Origin of the sequence: Klebsiella sp. HC6 (assembly GCF_022605325.1) — a bacterium.
Taxonomy (GTDB): Bacteria; Pseudomonadota; Gammaproteobacteria; order Enterobacterales; family Enterobacteriaceae; genus Klebsiella; species Klebsiella terrigena.
On sequence record NZ_CP093276.1, the window covers coordinates 4849531 to 4865972 of the forward strand.

Genomic DNA, 16442 nt, shown 5'->3' on the forward strand with positions numbered 1-16442 from the left:
TTACAACCTCATAGACATAAATAATCCTGCCAGGAAACCCGTCCACCGCCAAAGGACGAAATTAGCATATTGCGAAAAAACATGAACGCTGCTCCAGGGCAGGACTATTCAACATATTACTTTAAATATAAAAACGTTTAATATCGCCGCAATCATTTATGAAATGACCGATGGTTGCCGGTTTTATCTCATCCTCACAGGTTAACGTATTCGTATACAGTATAAAGAGGTTGTGGCCGTGATATATAACTCATTATTATCCGGGCCGCCAATCGTACAATTAGACACGGTCTCCGGCACGTCAATTTTACCAATTTTGTTGCCCATCTTGTCGAAAATGATAACGCCATCCAGACAGCTGCAGTAGATATCGCCATTACCATCGACACAAAACCCGTCTGGCAGTCCGGGTTCAACCTGCGCAAAGAAACGCCCCGCCACATTCTGGTCACCGTTAAGCTCGTAGACCCTTAATTGACGACGCCCCTGCCCGGGGAAGTCGGCAATTGACATATCGGCGACATAAAGTAGCGATTGGTCGGGAGAAAACGCCAGCCCATTGGGGCGCTGAACATCGCTGATAATAATCTTTATCTCGCCACTTTTAGGGTCAAAACGATAGACGTAGCAACCAATTATCTGACTGTGCGCATGATAACCTTCAATATCGCCGATGATGCCGTAGGGCGGATCGGTAAACCAGATGGAACCATCTTGATGCACCGCCAGGTCGTTGGGCGAATTAAAACGCTTACCTTCAACACGATCAATTAATAACGTAATGCTCCCGTCATGTTCTGTTCTGCTTATCCCGCGGCGGCCATGTTCACATGTTAATAACCGACCTTGATGGTCAAGCGCATTGCCATTCGCATAGTTTGAAAAAGGCCGCCAGACCGTTAAGCCATGCTCTCGATGCCAACGGTACATGCGGTTTCCCTTTACATCACTAAAAATAATAGCATTGTGGTCGGATAACCATACCGGGCCTTCGGCCCAAATAGCCGGGGAACAGAGTTTTTCAAGTTGCATTGCTACTCTCCTTAATTAACACCCCAAATGGTTTTATAATGTTGCTGATAATTATTATTTGGATCATATATATTCTGCGGGCCGCCATCCTCGCCGATATTATCCTTAGTCACGAGACGCGCCGGTGCGATATATCCGGAGATGGGCTGTCCGGAAAATACGCGGTTAAATTCATCAACTAACTGCCAGCCCTGTAATTTAAGCGGTTCGGCTACCGTCGCAATTTGACTATCACCGTTACGAATACGCTGGAAAGCGGAGATGGATCCGTCGCCCGCGGAAATATTAAATGGGGCATTCGCTCCACCTTTGCCTGCGGTTTTCAATGATGGCGCCATAAAGTCAAAGTACAGATCGTTGATTGCCAGAGAATACTGGAATTTATCACCGTATTTTTGCAACAGGCTGAAAGTCAGAGAAGGCATGCGATTGGCGGTGTCAGCCAGCGGAGTATCAATAAAGTTAACCACTTTACAACCGCTGCATTTTTCAATTTCACTTTTCATCACGTTCGCTTTGGATAACGCGATCTGATACAGCGAATCCGTAAAAATCATCACCTGAGCTTTACCACCTGAACGGACGACGGCATACTGCGCCGCCAGTCGCGCAACATCATTAGAGTCAGAGGTAATATTGTTTAAGATGTTGAACTGCGGAACCGGGCCTGGCTGGGGTTCAGCGTGCCACGACATGAGCACTATTTTTTGCTGCGCCGCTTTTTTCAGGGGAAACTTCGCGACGTTTGGATTCCAGGCTCCAATAATGATGCCATCAGGACGCTGTGCTATCGCCTGGTTCAACGCCGCCAGCTGCGCCTGCACCGAACCCGCTCCATCCAGAGTGACTAAATCCCAGCCCGCGGCCTTAGCCGCCTCGCTCAGCCCCTGCTGCACTCCCTGCACGCCTCCGTTTTTCATATCTTCGGCGATAAAAACGATTTTCTTTTTCGGTTGAATTTTCGGGCCCGTCGTTGGTCCATCCCATTGATTGCCATTTGAGGTTGCTTTGGCGATCGCCGCAGTGGCCTGGTCAAGGTAGCTATCCGCCATCGCGGGGAGTGATGCGGTCATAACTGCCATTAAGGTAAGAGCAAGTGCCTGATTTTTCATATTGAACCTCCAGGGATCGTTTATTGTTTTAGGTCAGTGGGTACAGATGAAACTGCTTTCTGGTTTGCAGCTGGAGAAGAGGATCGCGATGCGCCGGCGCCGGCAGAGTCACTCACCGCCGTCACGGAGGCATTCTTGACGACCGCCTTTTGATTAAGCATGCGGCGGCGCTGCGCATAGCCGGCCAGGGTGATAGACAATAGTAACGTCGCGCCATTAAACAGAGGTTCGACCCAGAATTCGCCGCCAAATTGCTGGATGCCGGCAATACCAATGGCCAGAATCGCGATACCGACGATCGTTCCCCAAATATTGACCCGCCCCGGGCGGATCGTGGTGCTCCCCAGAAAAGCCCCAACCAGAGCGGGAAGCAGGTAGTCAATCCCTACGCTTGCCTGTCCCACCCCCTGCTCAGCCGCGATCAGTACGCCACTAAAACCACTCAGGACGCTGGAGGCAATAAAGGTGCCGATAATATATTTATTGACCGGAATACCATTCAGTCTTGCGGCGGTAGGATTTCCCCCAACGGCATACATACAGCGGCCAAGAGGAGTATGTTCAGTAATTAACCACAGGACCAATGCCGCGAATACCACATAGTAGGCGCCGATCGGAATGCCGAATATCTCTGTATTTTGTAATGCGCTGAATGCATCAGGTAAATCCCCAACAATCTGTCGTCCGCCGGTATGCCAGAGAGCAATCGCATAAAGGACCGTCCCTGAACCAAGCGTCGCGACAAAGCTGTCGATATCCGCTAATGCCACCAGAATGCCATTTAATAGCCCATAAATAGCCGAGATGACCAGGACCACCACCACGGCCATTTGCCAGGAAAAACCGTATTCAACCTGCAGAGTAATCGCGAGGATATGCCACAATACGATACCAAACCCGACGTTGAGATCGATTTTCCCGACAATCATTGGCAGGGTGGCAGCAAGGGCCAGCAGGGCAATTTTAGCTTTACTTGCAATAATTGCCTGTACCGTCAGCATGGTAGCAAATGAAGGCGAGAGGACTGAGAAAAATATCGCCAGCAAAATACACAGAATCAATAAACCGTAACGCGTCATGATCTGCATACCCCAAGGGGCAAACCCCTGTTGCGCTAAACTCACCCGCTGCTCTAGCGCAGTAGATTTAATTGATGTTTTAGACATAAGATTACTCAGGCCTTATTAGTCATACTGCAATGAATGATTCGCTGCTACTTGCTGAAGCAAGCGCCAGTAAATTGGAAAAGGTTACCTGTTCATTTTTTAATTCACCGACAACCTGGCCACGATTGAAAACTAATGCTCGATTACAAATATGCGCTATTTCCTCAAGATCGTTGGAAATAACAAGCACTGCGATATTTTCCGCAAGAGCTTTATTGAGTAAATGATAAATTTCTTCTCGCGCTCCAACATCCACACCCGCAGTAGGATCTTCAAGAATTAATAATGGCGCATTAAGATGCATCCAGCGCGCCATAACAACTTTCTGCTGATTTCCACCAGATAAAGCGCTGATATCGACGTTCACATCTTTTGGTCTGATATCGAACAATTGTACCTTCCACCAGCTGGCGCCGATCTCCGCGCGCCGGGCGTAGCGTTTAAGCAACCGATGCCCGCTGGTACAAGGATTAAGAAACAGATTTTCTCTGACGCTCATGGTCATGACGAGGCTTTCGCCTGTGCGATCGCCAGCAACGAGAGAAACCCCGGCATTAATCGCCTCGATGGGATTTTGCGGATGGTAAGACTTTCCACGGAAACGAATCTGGCCGCCGGTTGCTTTGCGCAAACCGAAAAGAAGCCGACCGATTTCCTCCTGCCCGGCACCGCGTAATCCGGCCAGCGCCAGCATCTCCCCCGGACGAAGACTGAATGTCACCGGGCCGATCTCATTAATTTCTATTCCATTCAGGCCGAGTACCGCGTCACCGCTTTCAGGTAGGGGATGACGCTGTTTGTTTTCCAACGCTTCACCGACGATTAAGGTCACCAGGTCATGTAACTTGTAGTCTGACGTAATACCTTCCGCCACATGCTTGCCATCGCGCATCACGGCTATACGGTCAGAAATTTCAATCACTTCATCTAAACGATGCGTCACATACACCATGCCAACGTTGCGTTTTTTGAGTCGGTTGATGACTTCAAACAAGTGCTTTACATCGTTGGCAGGTAACGATGCGGTGGGTTCATCTAAAATCAACACTTCTGCGTTCACCGCAACCGCACGTGCGATGGCCAGTAACGACTTCTCTGTCCGCGATAAGTCAAAAACCCTGGCATCCGGGTCTAACAAGATGCCCACTTCGTTCAGGGCGGCTAACGATCTCTCACGCACCTGTTTCCAGTTGATCAGCCCCATCCGGCGTTTAAACCCCATGACCAGCGCCATATTTTCGGCAACGGTCATCCATTCAACCAGGCCAAGATCTTGATGGATAAAAGCAATGGGTTGAGAAGACGGGTTTTTCAGACTGGCCGCCGACGAGATACTCGTATCATGAAACAGAATGTCGCCTTCATCACGGGAGTAAACCCCAGCTAATACTTTGATAAGTGTGGATTTACCGGCACCATTCTCCCCTAATAACGCCAGCACTTCGCCAGGAAAGACCTTCAGACTTACGTTGTTCACTGCAGGATGACCGCCGAACCGTTTGGTGATATGGCTCAGGGTCAGTACTGCTGCTTTATCACTTTGCTGCATAACAGCCTCCGGAGAATTCCAGGTGAAAGTCATAGCCGTTTAACTAAAACAACACCGCTATATTCCAACATGCGAAATGACGTTCCAAGAATACTAGCTCCGGTCAAAAATAAATGCAAAGGGGCGCGGATTATTTTTTATCGTTAAAAAACAATAACTTATTTGTAATTATTGTAATCTGTGATGGAATTCTCACTTTAGATCACAACGTGTTCATATGAACAGCCGTAAACGGCGACAAACGATTAAGCGCAACAAATGAGCAATTTACAGGTTGTCGGGTATCAGTTAATCTTGTATGGAATCGTTGTTGATGGCGCAGGGTCAGATATAAGTTAGCCATGAGGATTAAAATGGAACTCTCAAATAAAGACACAAGCGATAAAGACAATAAACCATCGGGAACACAAAGTTTATTTAGAGGCTTACGGCTCATCGAGATATTAAGTAATTTCCCCAACGGTTGCCCGCTAGCCCACCTTGCTGAACTGTCAGGTATGAATAAAAGTACGGTGCATCGCCTACTGCAAGGATTGCTGACCTGTGGCTATATTACTCAAGCCCCTTCCCCCGGTAGTTATCGCCTTACAACAAAGTTCATCTCTGTCGGACAAAAAGCACTATCATCCCTGAATATTATTCACATCGCTGCTCCGCACCTGGAAAAATTAAATATAGACGTCGGCGAAACCGTTAACTTTTCTTTCCGCGAAGGCGACGAAGTAATATTGATATATAAGCTTGAGGCAACCACCGGCGTGATGCGGACCAGCTCTTACATTGGTCAACGCATGCCTTTATATTGCTCTGCGATGGGTAAGATCTTTATGGCATGGAGCAATGAAAAGTACCCTGCCAAATATTGGGAAACGCATAAGAATGATATTCACCAATATACGCAATTCACCATCACCCAGCTACCCGACATGCTCAAAGAATTACAGCACATTCGACAGAGCAAAATAGCGCTGGATAAAGAAGAAAAAGAAATAGGCGCCTATTGCATCGCCGCGCCAATCTTCGATATTCAAAACAACGTTCTTTATTCAGTGTCAATTTCCCTGGCCACGGCAAAATTAGAAAGCATAGGTATCGACAAAATAACTAAAGAGATTACTGAGTCAGCCAAAAATATATCTAAAGAGCTGGGATTCTACGGATAAAGAAAGGATATTACGCGGTAAAATATGAATATCCGGGCGAAGCGCGGCCTCATCTTCGCCCTCAGGAAATGATATAAACTTAAATAAAATCAATTAGTTATATCACAATCAAGGCCTTCTGTCCCGGGCAGTAATTGACGCTCATTATGATGCAAGAATGATGACGCCATCCATCTCAGGACCACCTTAATCGGTCAAGGGCACCGAAACCCCTTCGATAACCACCTTACAAAGCCTAAATTCATGGTCGAGGATAACGTAATCGGCCCAGGCTCCCGGCTCTATACGCCCGCGATCGCTCAAACCGAGGAATTCAGCAGGATAAAGAGAAACGCGGGCCGACGCTTCTTCTGGCGTCATCCCCAATCTGAGGAAATTACGTAGCGCCTGATCCATGCCGAGCGTGCTCGCCGCCAGATTGCCATCCTTGAGACGGGCCGCTGACATACAAGGATATTTATAGATCGTATGCGACCCCAGGCGGTATTCTCCGTCCGGCATTCCCATTGCAGAACAGGCGTCAGTAACGGCATAAAGTTTTGGAATCGCCCGCCGGGCGGCAAGCAATGCGCCGGAATGCACATGCTCAAGATCGGGGATGATCTCGGCAAACTCGGCGTGTGCCAGAGCGGTCGCCAGTACGCCCGGTTCACGATGATGTATACCGCTCATGGCATTAAACAGATGCGCAAATCCCGTCGCGCCGCAGCGCATAGCGTGAAGACTCTGATCATAGGTCGCCAGCGTATGTCCCTGCTGAACCCGAACGCCCCTTTCGATGAGGTAAGGTATCATTTCCAGATTCTCGGCGAATTCTGCCGCCAGCGTAATCAAACGGATATCAGCCAGTTCCAGTAAATGATCAATTTCCTGTCGGCTCGCCGGTCGCGACTCAGGCGGCTGGGCGCCAAGTTTTTCCGGGTTCACAAACGGCCCTTCAAGATGAACGCCGAGCACCCGGCTGGTATCGGCACTACGTGGCCGATCCATAAACTCCCGGATATCACACAATACGGAAGTCAGGGATTCAGGGCTCGCCGTTACGGTAGTAGCCAGTAAAGTCGTCGTACCGCAGCGCGCATGCGCCCGCGCCAATGTCCGAAGCGCATCGCCGCCTTCCATTAGGTCTTTCCCGCCGCCACCGTGCACGTGCAAATCAATAAACCCAGGCAGAAGCCATCCCTCTGGCTCTCCCTGCTCCTGTTTTATCGCACGGATCCTGCCCTGCGAATCGACGTCCAGAGTGCCGGTTAACCTGCCGCCAGGTGTGATGATATTCCACATAAAAATCGCCTCTTGATTACGTATTTCTCCAGTTTAGAGACAATAAAAGCATCGGTATAATGCATTTAATAACGTGATGCATACGGTATATACATGGAAACACATTTACTGAGAGCCTTTGTGACGATTGCCGAACTGGGATCGATTAGCCGTAGCGCTGAGGTACTTGCGGTGAGCCAGCCAACCCTGACAAGGCAGATCCAGCGCCTTGAAGAGAGCCTTGGCGGTATCCTGTTTACCCGCGGGCGCCACGGCAGCGAACTGACGCTTTTTGGCGCCCGGATGCTGTCTCAGGCCCGCGAAACGCAGCGCCATGCGCAAAAGCTTGAATCTGATGCCCGACTTTATCACCAGGGGATCAACGATCGGTTGCGTATAGGTTTTGGTTTCTGGGCGATAAAAGAGGTCACCAGCTTCGCCGCCAGATTTCGCCAAAACTTCCCCGCCGTAAGCCTGGAGCTTCGGGATATGTCGAGTATGGATCAGTTCACGGCCCTGAATGAGGGTCTGCTGGATATTGGATTTATGCGGCTAAGGCCCTGCGAAGGCCTTTCCCATCTGGCGTTGAAGCAGGATGGCCTGCTATTTGTTTTTTCCTCTGAGTTTAAATCTCATCTATCTTCCCTTCACGCTGCCCCCTTAGTGCTCATGAGCCAGGCCTGCGCTCCGGATTTCTGGCTGCAGGTGCAGAGCTATTTTGCCGGGCAAAAACATATCCCGCAGCTGGTTCAGACAGTGAACGAGTTCCATTCGGCAATCGCATGGGCGGCAACGGGCAATGCCATAACGATCGTGCCGCAAAGCATGTCATCCTTGTTATCTATTATGCCTGAACTTCACAGCGCTCCCGTGGATGATGTGAGCTGGCCTCTCGGTATCATGTGGCGCGCCCAGCCTCATCGGCAGGCATTGATGAATTTTATAGCGCAAATCAAAACCCAGTTTATAGGTCAAGGATAGAGTCGGTATAACGCCGCCAGCGCCGCGATATTCAGCATCACGCTGAGCAAGAAATAGCGCCTGAAGGGCTGCTTTTGCGTCTTATGGCGAAAGAGCTGCTGGCCCATAATCGCCCCAGGCCATCCTCCCACCAGCCCAAAAATCAGCAACGTCAGTTCAGGGATTCTGCGCCAGGCCCTGCGGGCCGCCATTTTATCGACGCCATAAATCGCCAGCGTCAGCGCGTTAACAAGTAAGAACCACGTTGCCAAAGCGTGAGGAAGAAATAAGCAGCTCAGGGCCGCCAGGCCGAGAAGAAGATAGCAAAAGCGATTGAGGTTCATTGATCCGAGGTAACGTTTATAAGCCGAAACAGGAAGGCCACTATACCCTTTCCTGCTCAGAAGCGGTAAGGCGCAACGTTCGACGCGTGACTTTCGATCTGCGGTTAATTACCTGGCGCGCGACCTTTACTTGCGGTACAGGCTTCCTTGACCCGAGCGCGCCCTGCTCCACAGCTCATCGTCAGAGAGCGTGGTTTGAATAAGCTCTATCGGCACGCCGCTGTCGTTAATCACCGCCACAAAATAGTCATCAACGGGCTCGTACGGCCCCAGAATTACCTCCTCTCCGCGTATGGCGGCAGCCAGGTCATCGACCTTAAATGCCACGTGCGGGACCGTTTTCAGCAGGGTATGCAGCGGAGAGTCCGGCGTAAAGCGGTGCCACTGGACGCGAAACTTTCCCGGATTGTCGCAGGTATACATCCCGGCCTTCTCGCTGAACGCACCCTTCTGCTCCCCGTCCTGCAGAGGTATGCCAAAATGATGAAATACGTAGTCAATTTCAGGCTTCATGATAAATACTCTCTTCATTCAAAACGCAATATGAAAACGCCGCTCTGACATATCGCCGCGCAGCCTCCGCGCTGGCGGCGCGCTAAGCGCGGCTGCCTAAATCGCGATCCTCCCGCTCACCAACGAGAAGGTGAGTAAGCTCATCGCAGCGCAGGATGCGCCCGGATGCCAGGGTAAAGCGCGCCATCACCGCAATTTCGCTCCGCTGGCCGCTTTTTTTATCCACTTTGACATGGTGATGGGTGAACACCGTATTCCCATCGCCGGCAATGGCCAAAATCGAGAGGCTCATTCTGGTCGTCAGCGTTTTAAGTAACGCCATATGCCCGACCAAGCCCTGGTAGTCGAGGCGCTTGCCATCCACCTGCTGCTGATAGTCAGGGGAGAAATAGCGGGCAATCTTATCCTCCTCATGCTGAGGGTTGGTAATAATTTCTCGCAGGGCGTCGATAACGGTCTGGGTTTCCTGGCTCATTTGATTCCTTAGTGAATGTATGTCGCGCGGTACCGGGTTGAATTAAGGTTAGAAGATCGCGCCCGTGGTACGATAGCCGTATTCGGACATGATATACGGCCAATCAGCCATGATGATGCGCATCGAAACCTTTGATTATCAGCGAGGCCACGTCACCGAGTGGCACGAGCATGACGGCGGTCAGCTCTACTGGCTTACAACCGGCATCATGGTCGTTGAGACCGACCAGGCGCAGTGGACGGTCACGCCGGGCTCCGTGGGATGGTTTCCCGCCGGCCTTCGCCACAGGGCCCAGGTGCCGGGCCGGCTCAGCGGGACAAGCCTCTACCTTCACGCATCGACCTGCGCGGGGCTGCCGCCAACGCCCGGGATCTACGGTACCGATAGCTTCATTCAGGCCCTGCTGGAGCGCCTGTGCGCCGGTCCCCGGCCGGGCCTTCCCGCGGATTATTCCTCCAGCCTGCTGTCGCTGCTGGCGGCTGAAATCACCAGTGCGGTCGAGCTTCCGCTGCAGCTGCTTTTGCCCACCGATCGTCGCGCGCGTAACGTTGCCGACCGGCTGCTCGCCCATCCGGACAGCCCGCAGACCCAGGCGCAGCTGGCCCAGCGCTGGGGCCTCAGCGTTCGCTCTCTCAGCCGCCTGTTCCGCGAACAAACCGGCCTGAGCTTTTGCCAGTGGCGACAGCAGGCGAAGGTGGTCACGTCGCTCCAGTGGGTGCTGGCAGGGGAGCCGATCGCCGAGGTCGCCGCGCGCAGCGGCTACGCCAACGTCAGCGCCTTTATCGAGGTATTTCGCGAACGCTTTGGCCGCACGCCCGGCCAGCTTCAGCTCGCCAGCGCCAAATCTCCCCTCGGCGGCGGCTAGCGCCCGTGCGCTCCGGCAAAAAGAGTGCCGCTAAACCGGCTAAAGCGCCGGTTTAGCGGCGGCATTACGCCATTGACAGCGCCAACTGTAACGTTACACTAAACCGTTGTAGTTTATGAATCCCATCAAAAAAGCGATGCTGAATGCGATGAAGACTCTGCCATTCACAAGTTGCTGCAAAGGAGATGTATGGCAAACATTCGCGATGTCGCAAAGCACGCCGGCGTTTCGGTGAGTACCGTATCCAACGTGCTTAACGGGCGTACCGATCAGATGCGCGTTGAAACCCTGGCGCGCATCCAGCACAGCATGCAGGCGCTGAACTACCTGCCGAATCGCGTCGCTCAGCAGCTAAAAACGGGGCAGGCAAAAATGATCGGCCTGCTGGTGCCCTCGATCGTTAACCCCAGCTTTGCCTCGCTGGTGCGCGAAGTGGATCTGGCGGCGAAAAAGCGCTTCTATCGGGTGCTGATCGGCAATACCTATCGGCAGATTGAAGAAGAAGAGGCCTTTATTGCCGATATGTTTGCCCACGGCGTGCGCGGGATCATCGTCGCCGCCTGCGACATTGAAAAGCCGCATTTTGCCCAGGCCGCCGCGCAGGGCATGATGATGGTCAACTACGACAGCCGGATGCCCACCGGGGCTGAATCCGGCGGCCTGGCCCTCGACAGCGTCTCGATGAATAACATCGAAGCAGGCCGCATGGCCGCGGAGCATCTTATCGCCCGCGGATGTCGGCGCCTGATCTTCACCACCGTCGCCGGCATGACCTCCAGCCGGGCGCACAAAATTGAAGGTTTTCTTAGCGCGGTGCGCCGCCACGGTCTTTTTTACGACGGGATGATTGTTGAAGAGAAAACCATGGCGGCCTACGGCGACACCGAAATGACCGAGCTGGGCCGCTCGCTGGCGAAAAAGATCTGCCGGCAGTCGCAGCGTCCTGACGGGGTGGTCGCCATTAACGATGCGCTGGGCATTGGGCTGATGGCCGGCCTGCACGAGGCCGGGATCAGCGTCCCGGGGGAGATCTCGATTATCGGCATTGATAATATCCCGCTCTCCGGGCTGGTTTATCCCGGTCTGACCTCCATCATGCCGCCGCTGGCAGAGATGGCCGAGGTGATGGTCGAGCGGTTAATTGAACGGATAGAGAACCCGACGCTTTCGCCGGCAGAGTTTCTGTTCCCTCCCGCGCTGGTCCGCCGGCAATCGGTACGCGAGGCGCCCGCGTCCTGAGGCAGGCGCGTTCCGCTGCGATAAAAGAGAAGCGCCCGGGGCGCTTCTCTTTTTTCATACCAGCGTCGGCCCGACGGTGAGCAGAATATTGGCAAAGCGTCGGGTTTCGCCAGACGCGATGGCTAACAGCGTATCCGACGATTTGGCCTGGGCGTAAAAGGCGTTGCGCTCAATATATTCAAGCTCGGTCGCCGGCGTCAGAACCTGGCGATATTCGCGCGCGATAGTATTATCAAACTCGGGCGGGCTGGCCATCAGCGTCGCTTTTTCAACGCTAATATAGCCAAGGATTTTTTGCAGGATCGTCACGCTGCCAATTAAGCCGGGAGAAAAGTTCAGGTACACAATCCGCGCCTGCGCTGCGCTGTTGGTCAAAATAGAATAATTAGCATCGGCAATAAGAATATTGGCCTTATGCCCGCACAGCGCCAGCGCCTGGAGTAAATCAGGATGGATAATATCGGACTTAATCATCAATATGCTCTCTTAATACGGGCGGCGTTAACCGCCCGGCTTTCCGCTATGCCCGGTAAATACCGCCGTTAATATCGATTGTCGCCCCGGAAATAAAGCCATCGTACTCGGAGGCAAGGAAACAGATGGCTCTCGCGACATCCTCCGGCGTGCCCGCCCGGCCCAGCGGGATCTCCTGGACCGTGCGATCGGCCGATTCCTGGGTGGTGTGCTGGTTATGGAAACGCGTTCCCAGAATCAGGCCCGGAGCGACCGCGTTGACCCGAATGCCAAACTCCCCCAGCTCGGCGGCAAGCGATCGCGTCCACGTCAGCACCGCGCCTTTCGTCGTGGAGTAGACCAGCGAGCCCGAGTGCCCGCCGGAGCGCCCGGCCAGCGAGGCCAGATTGACGATGCTGGCGCCGTCCGCGGCGCTCTTCAGCCACGGCAGCGCCTGCTGGGTCACGTTGAGCATGGTGGTCATATTGACGTCAATAACGGTCCGCCAGAAGTGGGCGTCAATCTCGCCGAGCCACTTGCGCCCGATGATGCCGCCGACGTTGTTGATCAAAATATCGATACCGCCTAAAAACTCTGCCGCCTCCGCCACGCAGCGGGCGGCGTCCGCCTCATCGGTCAAATCAGCACGGCCGCAGGCCGCTTTGCGCCCTTTTTGTTCGGCAATCGCCATCAGCTCTTTGGGGCCCTCTTCGCCGCTGAAATAGTGAATATAAATATCGCATCCCGCCTCAATTAATTTTCTTGCGGTCTCTTTTCCAATACCCTGTTCAGCACCGGTAATAAATACTTTTTTTGCCGTTAACAATCCCATTTCAGACTCCTGTTATTCAGACTCAACGCCACCAGAAAATAATATTTATCGCCTCGGGCAATTTTGGAACGTGGACGTCCCTGCCCCCTGGCATAGTAAATTTCAGCTTCCGGACAATTATTTCGGCGGCATAGCAACGATGCCGCCGCCTGGTACTCGATTAACGCAACGCTTAGTAACCCGCCAGCCCCGGCAGCCAGGTGGTTAACGGCGGCACCATCGCCACAATAATGATGCCGACCAGAACCACCGCCAGGTATTTCGCCATCGGCCGGATCACGTGCTTCATCTCCACGCCGCAGATGGCGCAGGTGGTATATAAGCCCAGCCCAATGGGCGGTGAAAATAGCCCAAAGCCCATTGCCAGAATCATGATGATGCCGAAATGCAGCGGATTGAATCCAAGCTGCACGGCAATCGGCACCAGAATCGGGGCAAAGATAATCAGGGCCGGCGCGCCTTCCAGCACCGCGCCGAAGATAATCAAAATCACGATGGTGAGCAGCAGGAACAGCCAGGCCCCCTGCTCAACGCCAATACCGACCAGCAGCCCGGCGATTTGCTGCGGGATCATCTGTATGGTCAGCGCGTAGGAGAGGCTGGTGGCGCAGGCGACGATAAACAGCAGCACCCCGGACATCGCGGCGATATCAATAAACATCTTCACCGTGGCTTTAAACGTCAGCTCGCGAAAAGCCAGCCGGCCAACCACGATGGCGTAGATCACCGCGAAGGCGGAGATCTCGGTCGAGGTGGCGATCCCCATCATCACGCCGCGGCCGATCATAAAGATCATCACCAGCCCAACGGCGGCGCCAAGATAGAGCTGAGCGCGCGGGCGCAGTACGGGATAGGCCTCGCTGACGTTAATTTTGCCGCCAAAGCGGTTGGCGGCAATCATCAGCAGCACCAGCAGACAGGCCGCGGGCACCAGGCCGGCAATAAACAGCGCCCCGATCGAGATATTGGCCACGAAGCCCATCACGATCAGGTTTACGCACGGTGGGATGGTTTCGGCCATTACCGCCGAGGCGGCGAAAACGCCAGCCGCCTCCTCGCCGTCCTGCTTCGCCCGCCGTACCGCCGGCATCAGCACGCCGCCCACCGCGGCGACGTCCGCCAGCTTGGAGCCTGAGATGCCCGAGAAGAAAGCCATCGACAGGACGGTGGTCATGTTTAACCCCCCGCGAAAGCGCCCCATTCCCCGCACGATAAGCTCCACGAGGCGCGTGGACATGCCGTTAATCTCCATCGCCGCGCCGGCGAGCAAAAAGAAGGGGATCGCCAGCAGGACAAAGTGATCGACCCCGGCCGCAACCTGCTGGGAGAAGAAGACAAACGGCAGCGACGGATCGCAGATAAAGAACACCATCGCCGACATGCCGAGGGTAAAGGCGATCGGCACGCCGGCGAGGATACCGAGGACGAAGCAGATAAGCATCAGCCCCGCCGCCGCGCTGGCCGGGTCGGCCATCAGCGACAGCTTGACGTAGCCAAGCGCGGCGAGCGCGAGGATCCCGGCGCCGCTGAGCAGCACGACCCTGGCGCGTTCGCGTAAGGCAAGCTCCAGCGCGGCGACCATCATCACCACCGACCCAATCAGCACCGGGATCACGTAGATGACCTGCGGTAAACCGGTTTCGGTAGTCTGCACCCGCGCGGCCTGAACCAGGTCATAGCTGGAGAGGACCAGCCCGACGGAAACCAGAAACAGGATCCAGCGGCTGGCGTGCACCACGTACGGCCGGACGTGCTGCGGCAGAAAGCGCAGGAACAAATCGACGCCGATATGCCCCCCTCTTGCCGTCGACGTTGCGACGCCAAAAAAGACCAGCGCAATCATCAGCGCCCGCGCTACCTCTTCCGCCCAGTGAATCGGGGAGTGCAGCGCATAGCGCCAGATAACGGATGCGAAAACCACCAGCACGTTGATAAACAGCACCAGCGCCCCGGCCCAGGCGGTCAGGGTCGTCAAAAATCGACTTAGCCTGCCGAGTAGCGCCAGCGCGACGCACTCATCCTTTGCTTTAATAGAGATATCAGCCATCTTGAACTCTCTGTGTAAGGTCATGGATATCATCACAGGCTCGCCGCGACGAACGGGCGAGCCGACGCTCCCCGCTACTGCTGGCTCTCCGGCGCCGCGGCGGTAATCTCATCAACGATAGGTTTCATATCCGGGTACTGGCTAAGGAACGCCTGCCAAACCGGCTGCACCTGCTGATAGAAATAGCGGCGATCGGTTTCGCGGAAGGTTACGCCCCTGGCCTCCAGGTTCTTAATAGCCTCCTGCTCTTTTTTACCGGCCTGCAGGCGTTCGTAGTCGGTCGCCTCTTTGGCCGCGGCCAGCACCTCGCCGCGCAGCTCCGCCGGGATCTGCTCGAAGCTTTTCTTATTCATGGCGATCATCAGCGGGTTGTAGCTATGGCGGGTCAGAGTGCCATTTTTGACAATTTCATAATATTTGCTCGAGTAGATCGTCGGGGCGTCGTGCTCTACGCCGTCAATCACCCCCATCTGCAGGCTCGAATAGACTTCTCCTCCCGGCATCGGAATCGCCACCGCCCCCATATGGTTCAGGGTGGCGATAAAGTTGGGCACCGGCAAAACGCGGATTTTGAGATTTTTCAAATCTTCAGGTTTTTCAATAACCTTCTTAGTATAAATATTGCGCGCGCCGAGGTTATAGCCGTAACCCAGCACCATCACGTTAGCCTTATTCATCATCAAAGCCGCCAGCTTTTCACCCGCTTTGCCGTCGAGGGTTTTGCCGACCTGAGCGTAATCTTTAAATAAGTAGCCGAGATCCAGGACGCCAATTTCAGGGACCAGCGTGGCCCAAATGGAGGTCCCGGAGATCATCATATTAATTGCGCCAATGCGTACCTGCTGGGTGGCGTCCGCCTCCTTCCCCAGCATGCCGTTGGGGAAGTAATTCAGCTTGATCTGCCCTTTCAGTTTTTCATTGTTATTCAGGTTTTCCTGAAAGCGGCTGAACCAGATGTAGTGGGCCGATGATTCATCCGCGGGCAGCGAAGAGTAGACCCGAAAATTAAGCGCCGCGTGGGCCAAAGAGGTCACGGCGCTGCCGGCTAACAGGGCCGTGCCCAAACATGCAACGGCAAAAATACGACTTACTGAACAAAACGGTTTCATTTTCATCATCGTTATCCTTTCACGTCCCGTTGAGATAGATGTCACCCTCTCAGGCCTTGCTGAATCGGCGGGGGAGTTAAACAAAAAAGTAGCTTCACGCGTCTACTGTAACGTTTTAGTGTAACGTTACAGAAACTATCCGGCGCCCTGGCTAAAAGCAAGGTGCTTAACGGGATCCTGGCGGATGAGATGTGATTTTTGTGGCGGACATCGCTAATTTGCGCCCGGGTGTTACACAGTGAAAAGCAGGTCGTGGCTGTTTAGTCACTGTTTAGCGCAGAGAAGGAGGAAGGCAGAGAGAGTGTGGCGCCGGCGCCAGC

Annotated in this window: 16 protein-coding genes; 4 read left to right on the forward strand and 12 right to left on the reverse strand. The window is 53.8% G+C overall.

Annotation, left to right across the window (positions count from 1 at the left end):
- Positions 1-201: 201 nt before the first annotated feature.
- From MMW58_RS23515 to MMW58_RS23530, 4 genes are read right to left on the reverse strand one after another with little or no spacing between them, the layout of a single operon-like run.
- Positions 202-1032, reverse strand: a complete 831-nt coding sequence (locus MMW58_RS23515) for an SMP-30/gluconolactonase/LRE family protein (RefSeq protein WP_241722225.1) — start codon at positions 1030-1032, stop codon at positions 202-204.
- An 11-nt stretch (positions 1033-1043) separates the two neighbouring features.
- Positions 1044-2144 carry a substrate-binding domain-containing protein gene (locus MMW58_RS23520; protein ID WP_241722226.1) on the reverse strand — a complete coding sequence of 367 codons (1101 nt, stop codon included), beginning with the start codon at positions 2142-2144 and terminating at the stop codon, positions 1044-1046.
- Positions 2145-2164: 20 nt separating this feature from the next.
- Positions 2165-3310, reverse strand: coding sequence for an ABC transporter permease (locus MMW58_RS23525; RefSeq protein ID WP_241722227.1), 1146 nt, complete (start codon positions 3308-3310; stop codon positions 2165-2167).
- A 22-nt stretch (positions 3311-3332) separates the two neighbouring features.
- The gene (locus MMW58_RS23530; RefSeq protein WP_159237659.1) at positions 3333-4859 is read right to left on the reverse strand and encodes a sugar ABC transporter ATP-binding protein; all 1527 of its coding nucleotides are present in this window, start codon (positions 4857-4859) and stop codon (positions 3333-3335) included.
- 353 nt (positions 4860-5212) lie between these two features.
- Between MMW58_RS23530 and MMW58_RS23535 the strand changes: the two genes are divergently transcribed.
- Entirely contained in the window at positions 5213-6022 is an 810-nt protein-coding gene (locus MMW58_RS23535) for an IclR family transcriptional regulator (RefSeq protein WP_371822945.1), read from the forward strand.
- Between the two features lie 186 nt (positions 6023-6208).
- Here MMW58_RS23535 and nagA read toward each other — a convergent pair whose 3' ends face one another.
- A complete protein-coding gene (gene nagA / locus MMW58_RS23540) occupies positions 6209-7306 on the reverse strand; it encodes an N-acetylglucosamine-6-phosphate deacetylase (protein WP_181955450.1) in 1098 nt (365 codons plus the stop codon).
- A 93-nt stretch (positions 7307-7399) separates the two neighbouring features.
- Between nagA and MMW58_RS23545 the strand changes: the two genes are divergently transcribed.
- A complete protein-coding gene (locus tag MMW58_RS23545; protein ID WP_241722228.1) occupies positions 7400-8266 on the forward strand; it encodes a LysR family transcriptional regulator in 867 nt (288 codons plus the stop codon).
- Here the strand turns inward: MMW58_RS23545 and MMW58_RS23550 are convergent.
- From MMW58_RS23550 to MMW58_RS23560, 3 genes are all read right to left on the reverse strand, one after another.
- Complete coding sequence (locus tag MMW58_RS23550) at positions 8257-8589, reverse strand: DUF1294 domain-containing protein (protein WP_133601355.1); 333 nt, start codon at positions 8587-8589, stop codon at positions 8257-8259. The genes MMW58_RS23545 and MMW58_RS23550 overlap by 10 nt on opposite strands.
- A 126-nt stretch (positions 8590-8715) precedes the next feature.
- A complete protein-coding gene (locus MMW58_RS23555) occupies positions 8716-9102 on the reverse strand; it encodes a VOC family protein (protein ID WP_159237662.1) in 387 nt (128 codons plus the stop codon).
- 82 nt (positions 9103-9184) lie between these two features.
- A complete protein-coding gene (locus tag MMW58_RS23560; RefSeq protein ID WP_241722229.1) occupies positions 9185-9577 on the reverse strand; it encodes a nuclear transport factor 2 family protein in 393 nt (130 codons plus the stop codon).
- A 109-nt stretch (positions 9578-9686) separates the two neighbouring features.
- Between MMW58_RS23560 and MMW58_RS23565 the strand changes: the two genes are divergently transcribed.
- Positions 9687-10442 carry an AraC family transcriptional regulator gene (locus tag MMW58_RS23565; RefSeq protein ID WP_241722230.1) on the forward strand — a complete coding sequence of 252 codons (756 nt, stop codon included), beginning with the start codon at positions 9687-9689 and terminating at the stop codon, positions 10440-10442.
- A gap of 189 nt (positions 10443-10631) precedes the next feature.
- Positions 10632-11681 (forward strand): LacI family DNA-binding transcriptional regulator, encoded by a 1050-nt coding sequence (locus MMW58_RS23570; protein ID WP_241722231.1) that lies wholly within the window; start codon positions 10632-10634, stop codon positions 11679-11681.
- 54 nt (positions 11682-11735) lie between these two features.
- On the opposite strand, the gene MMW58_RS23575 is transcribed toward MMW58_RS23570, so the two are convergent.
- The 4 genes from MMW58_RS23575 to MMW58_RS23590 form a co-directional block, all read right to left on the reverse strand.
- Positions 11736-12155 (reverse strand): RbsD/FucU family protein, encoded by a 420-nt coding sequence (locus MMW58_RS23575; RefSeq protein WP_045854116.1) that lies wholly within the window; start codon positions 12153-12155, stop codon positions 11736-11738.
- Between the two features lie 46 nt (positions 12156-12201).
- On the reverse strand, positions 12202-12966 hold the full coding sequence (locus MMW58_RS23580; RefSeq protein ID WP_115193510.1) for an SDR family NAD(P)-dependent oxidoreductase: 765 nt from the start codon (positions 12964-12966) through the stop codon (positions 12202-12204).
- A 172-nt stretch (positions 12967-13138) separates the two neighbouring features.
- Positions 13139-15013, reverse strand: a complete 1875-nt coding sequence (locus tag MMW58_RS23585; protein WP_133601350.1) for a TRAP transporter large permease — start codon at positions 15011-15013, stop codon at positions 13139-13141.
- 74 nt (positions 15014-15087) lie between these two features.
- Positions 15088-16131, reverse strand: coding sequence for a TRAP transporter substrate-binding protein (locus MMW58_RS23590; protein WP_241722232.1), 1044 nt, complete (start codon positions 16129-16131; stop codon positions 15088-15090).
- Between the last annotated feature and the right edge of the window lie 311 nt (positions 16132-16442).

Bases quoted from the DNA above. Each gene is read 5' to 3' on its own strand.
- MMW58_RS23515 (WP_241722225.1), bottom strand. From the start codon at position 1,032: ATGCAACTTGAAAAACTCTGTTCCCCGGCTATTTGGGCCGAAGGCCCG.
- MMW58_RS23520 (WP_241722226.1), bottom strand. From the start codon at position 2,144: ATGAAAAATCAGGCACTTGCTCTTACCTTAATGGCAGTTATGACCGCA.
- MMW58_RS23525 (WP_241722227.1), bottom strand. From the start codon at position 3,310: ATGTCTAAAACATCAATTAAATCTACTGCGCTAGAGCAGCGGGTGAGT.
- MMW58_RS23530 (WP_159237659.1), bottom strand. From the start codon at position 4,859: ATGCAGCAAAGTGATAAAGCAGCAGTACTGACCCTGAGCCATATCACC.
- MMW58_RS23535 (WP_371822945.1), top strand. From the start codon at position 5,213: ATGGAACTCTCAAATAAAGACACAAGCGATAAAGACAATAAACCATCG.
- nagA (WP_181955450.1), bottom strand. From the start codon at position 7,306: ATGTGGAATATCATCACACCTGGCGGCAGGTTAACCGGCACTCTGGAC.
- MMW58_RS23545 (WP_241722228.1), top strand. From the start codon at position 7,400: ATGGAAACACATTTACTGAGAGCCTTTGTGACGATTGCCGAACTGGGA.
- MMW58_RS23550 (WP_133601355.1), bottom strand. From the start codon at position 8,589: ATGAACCTCAATCGCTTTTGCTATCTTCTTCTCGGCCTGGCGGCCCTG.
- MMW58_RS23555 (WP_159237662.1), bottom strand. From the start codon at position 9,102: ATGAAGCCTGAAATTGACTACGTATTTCATCATTTTGGCATACCTCTG.
- MMW58_RS23560 (WP_241722229.1), bottom strand. From the start codon at position 9,577: ATGAGCCAGGAAACCCAGACCGTTATCGACGCCCTGCGAGAAATTATT.
- MMW58_RS23565 (WP_241722230.1), top strand. From the start codon at position 9,687: ATGATGATGCGCATCGAAACCTTTGATTATCAGCGAGGCCACGTCACC.
- MMW58_RS23570 (WP_241722231.1), top strand. From the start codon at position 10,632: ATGGCAAACATTCGCGATGTCGCAAAGCACGCCGGCGTTTCGGTGAGT.
- MMW58_RS23575 (WP_045854116.1), bottom strand. From the start codon at position 12,155: ATGATTAAGTCCGATATTATCCATCCTGATTTACTCCAGGCGCTGGCG.
- MMW58_RS23580 (WP_115193510.1), bottom strand. From the start codon at position 12,966: ATGGGATTGTTAACGGCAAAAAAAGTATTTATTACCGGTGCTGAACAG.
- MMW58_RS23585 (WP_133601350.1), bottom strand. From the start codon at position 15,013: ATGGCTGATATCTCTATTAAAGCAAAGGATGAGTGCGTCGCGCTGGCG.
- MMW58_RS23590 (WP_241722232.1), bottom strand. From the start codon at position 16,131: ATGATGAAAATGAAACCGTTTTGTTCAGTAAGTCGTATTTTTGCCGTT.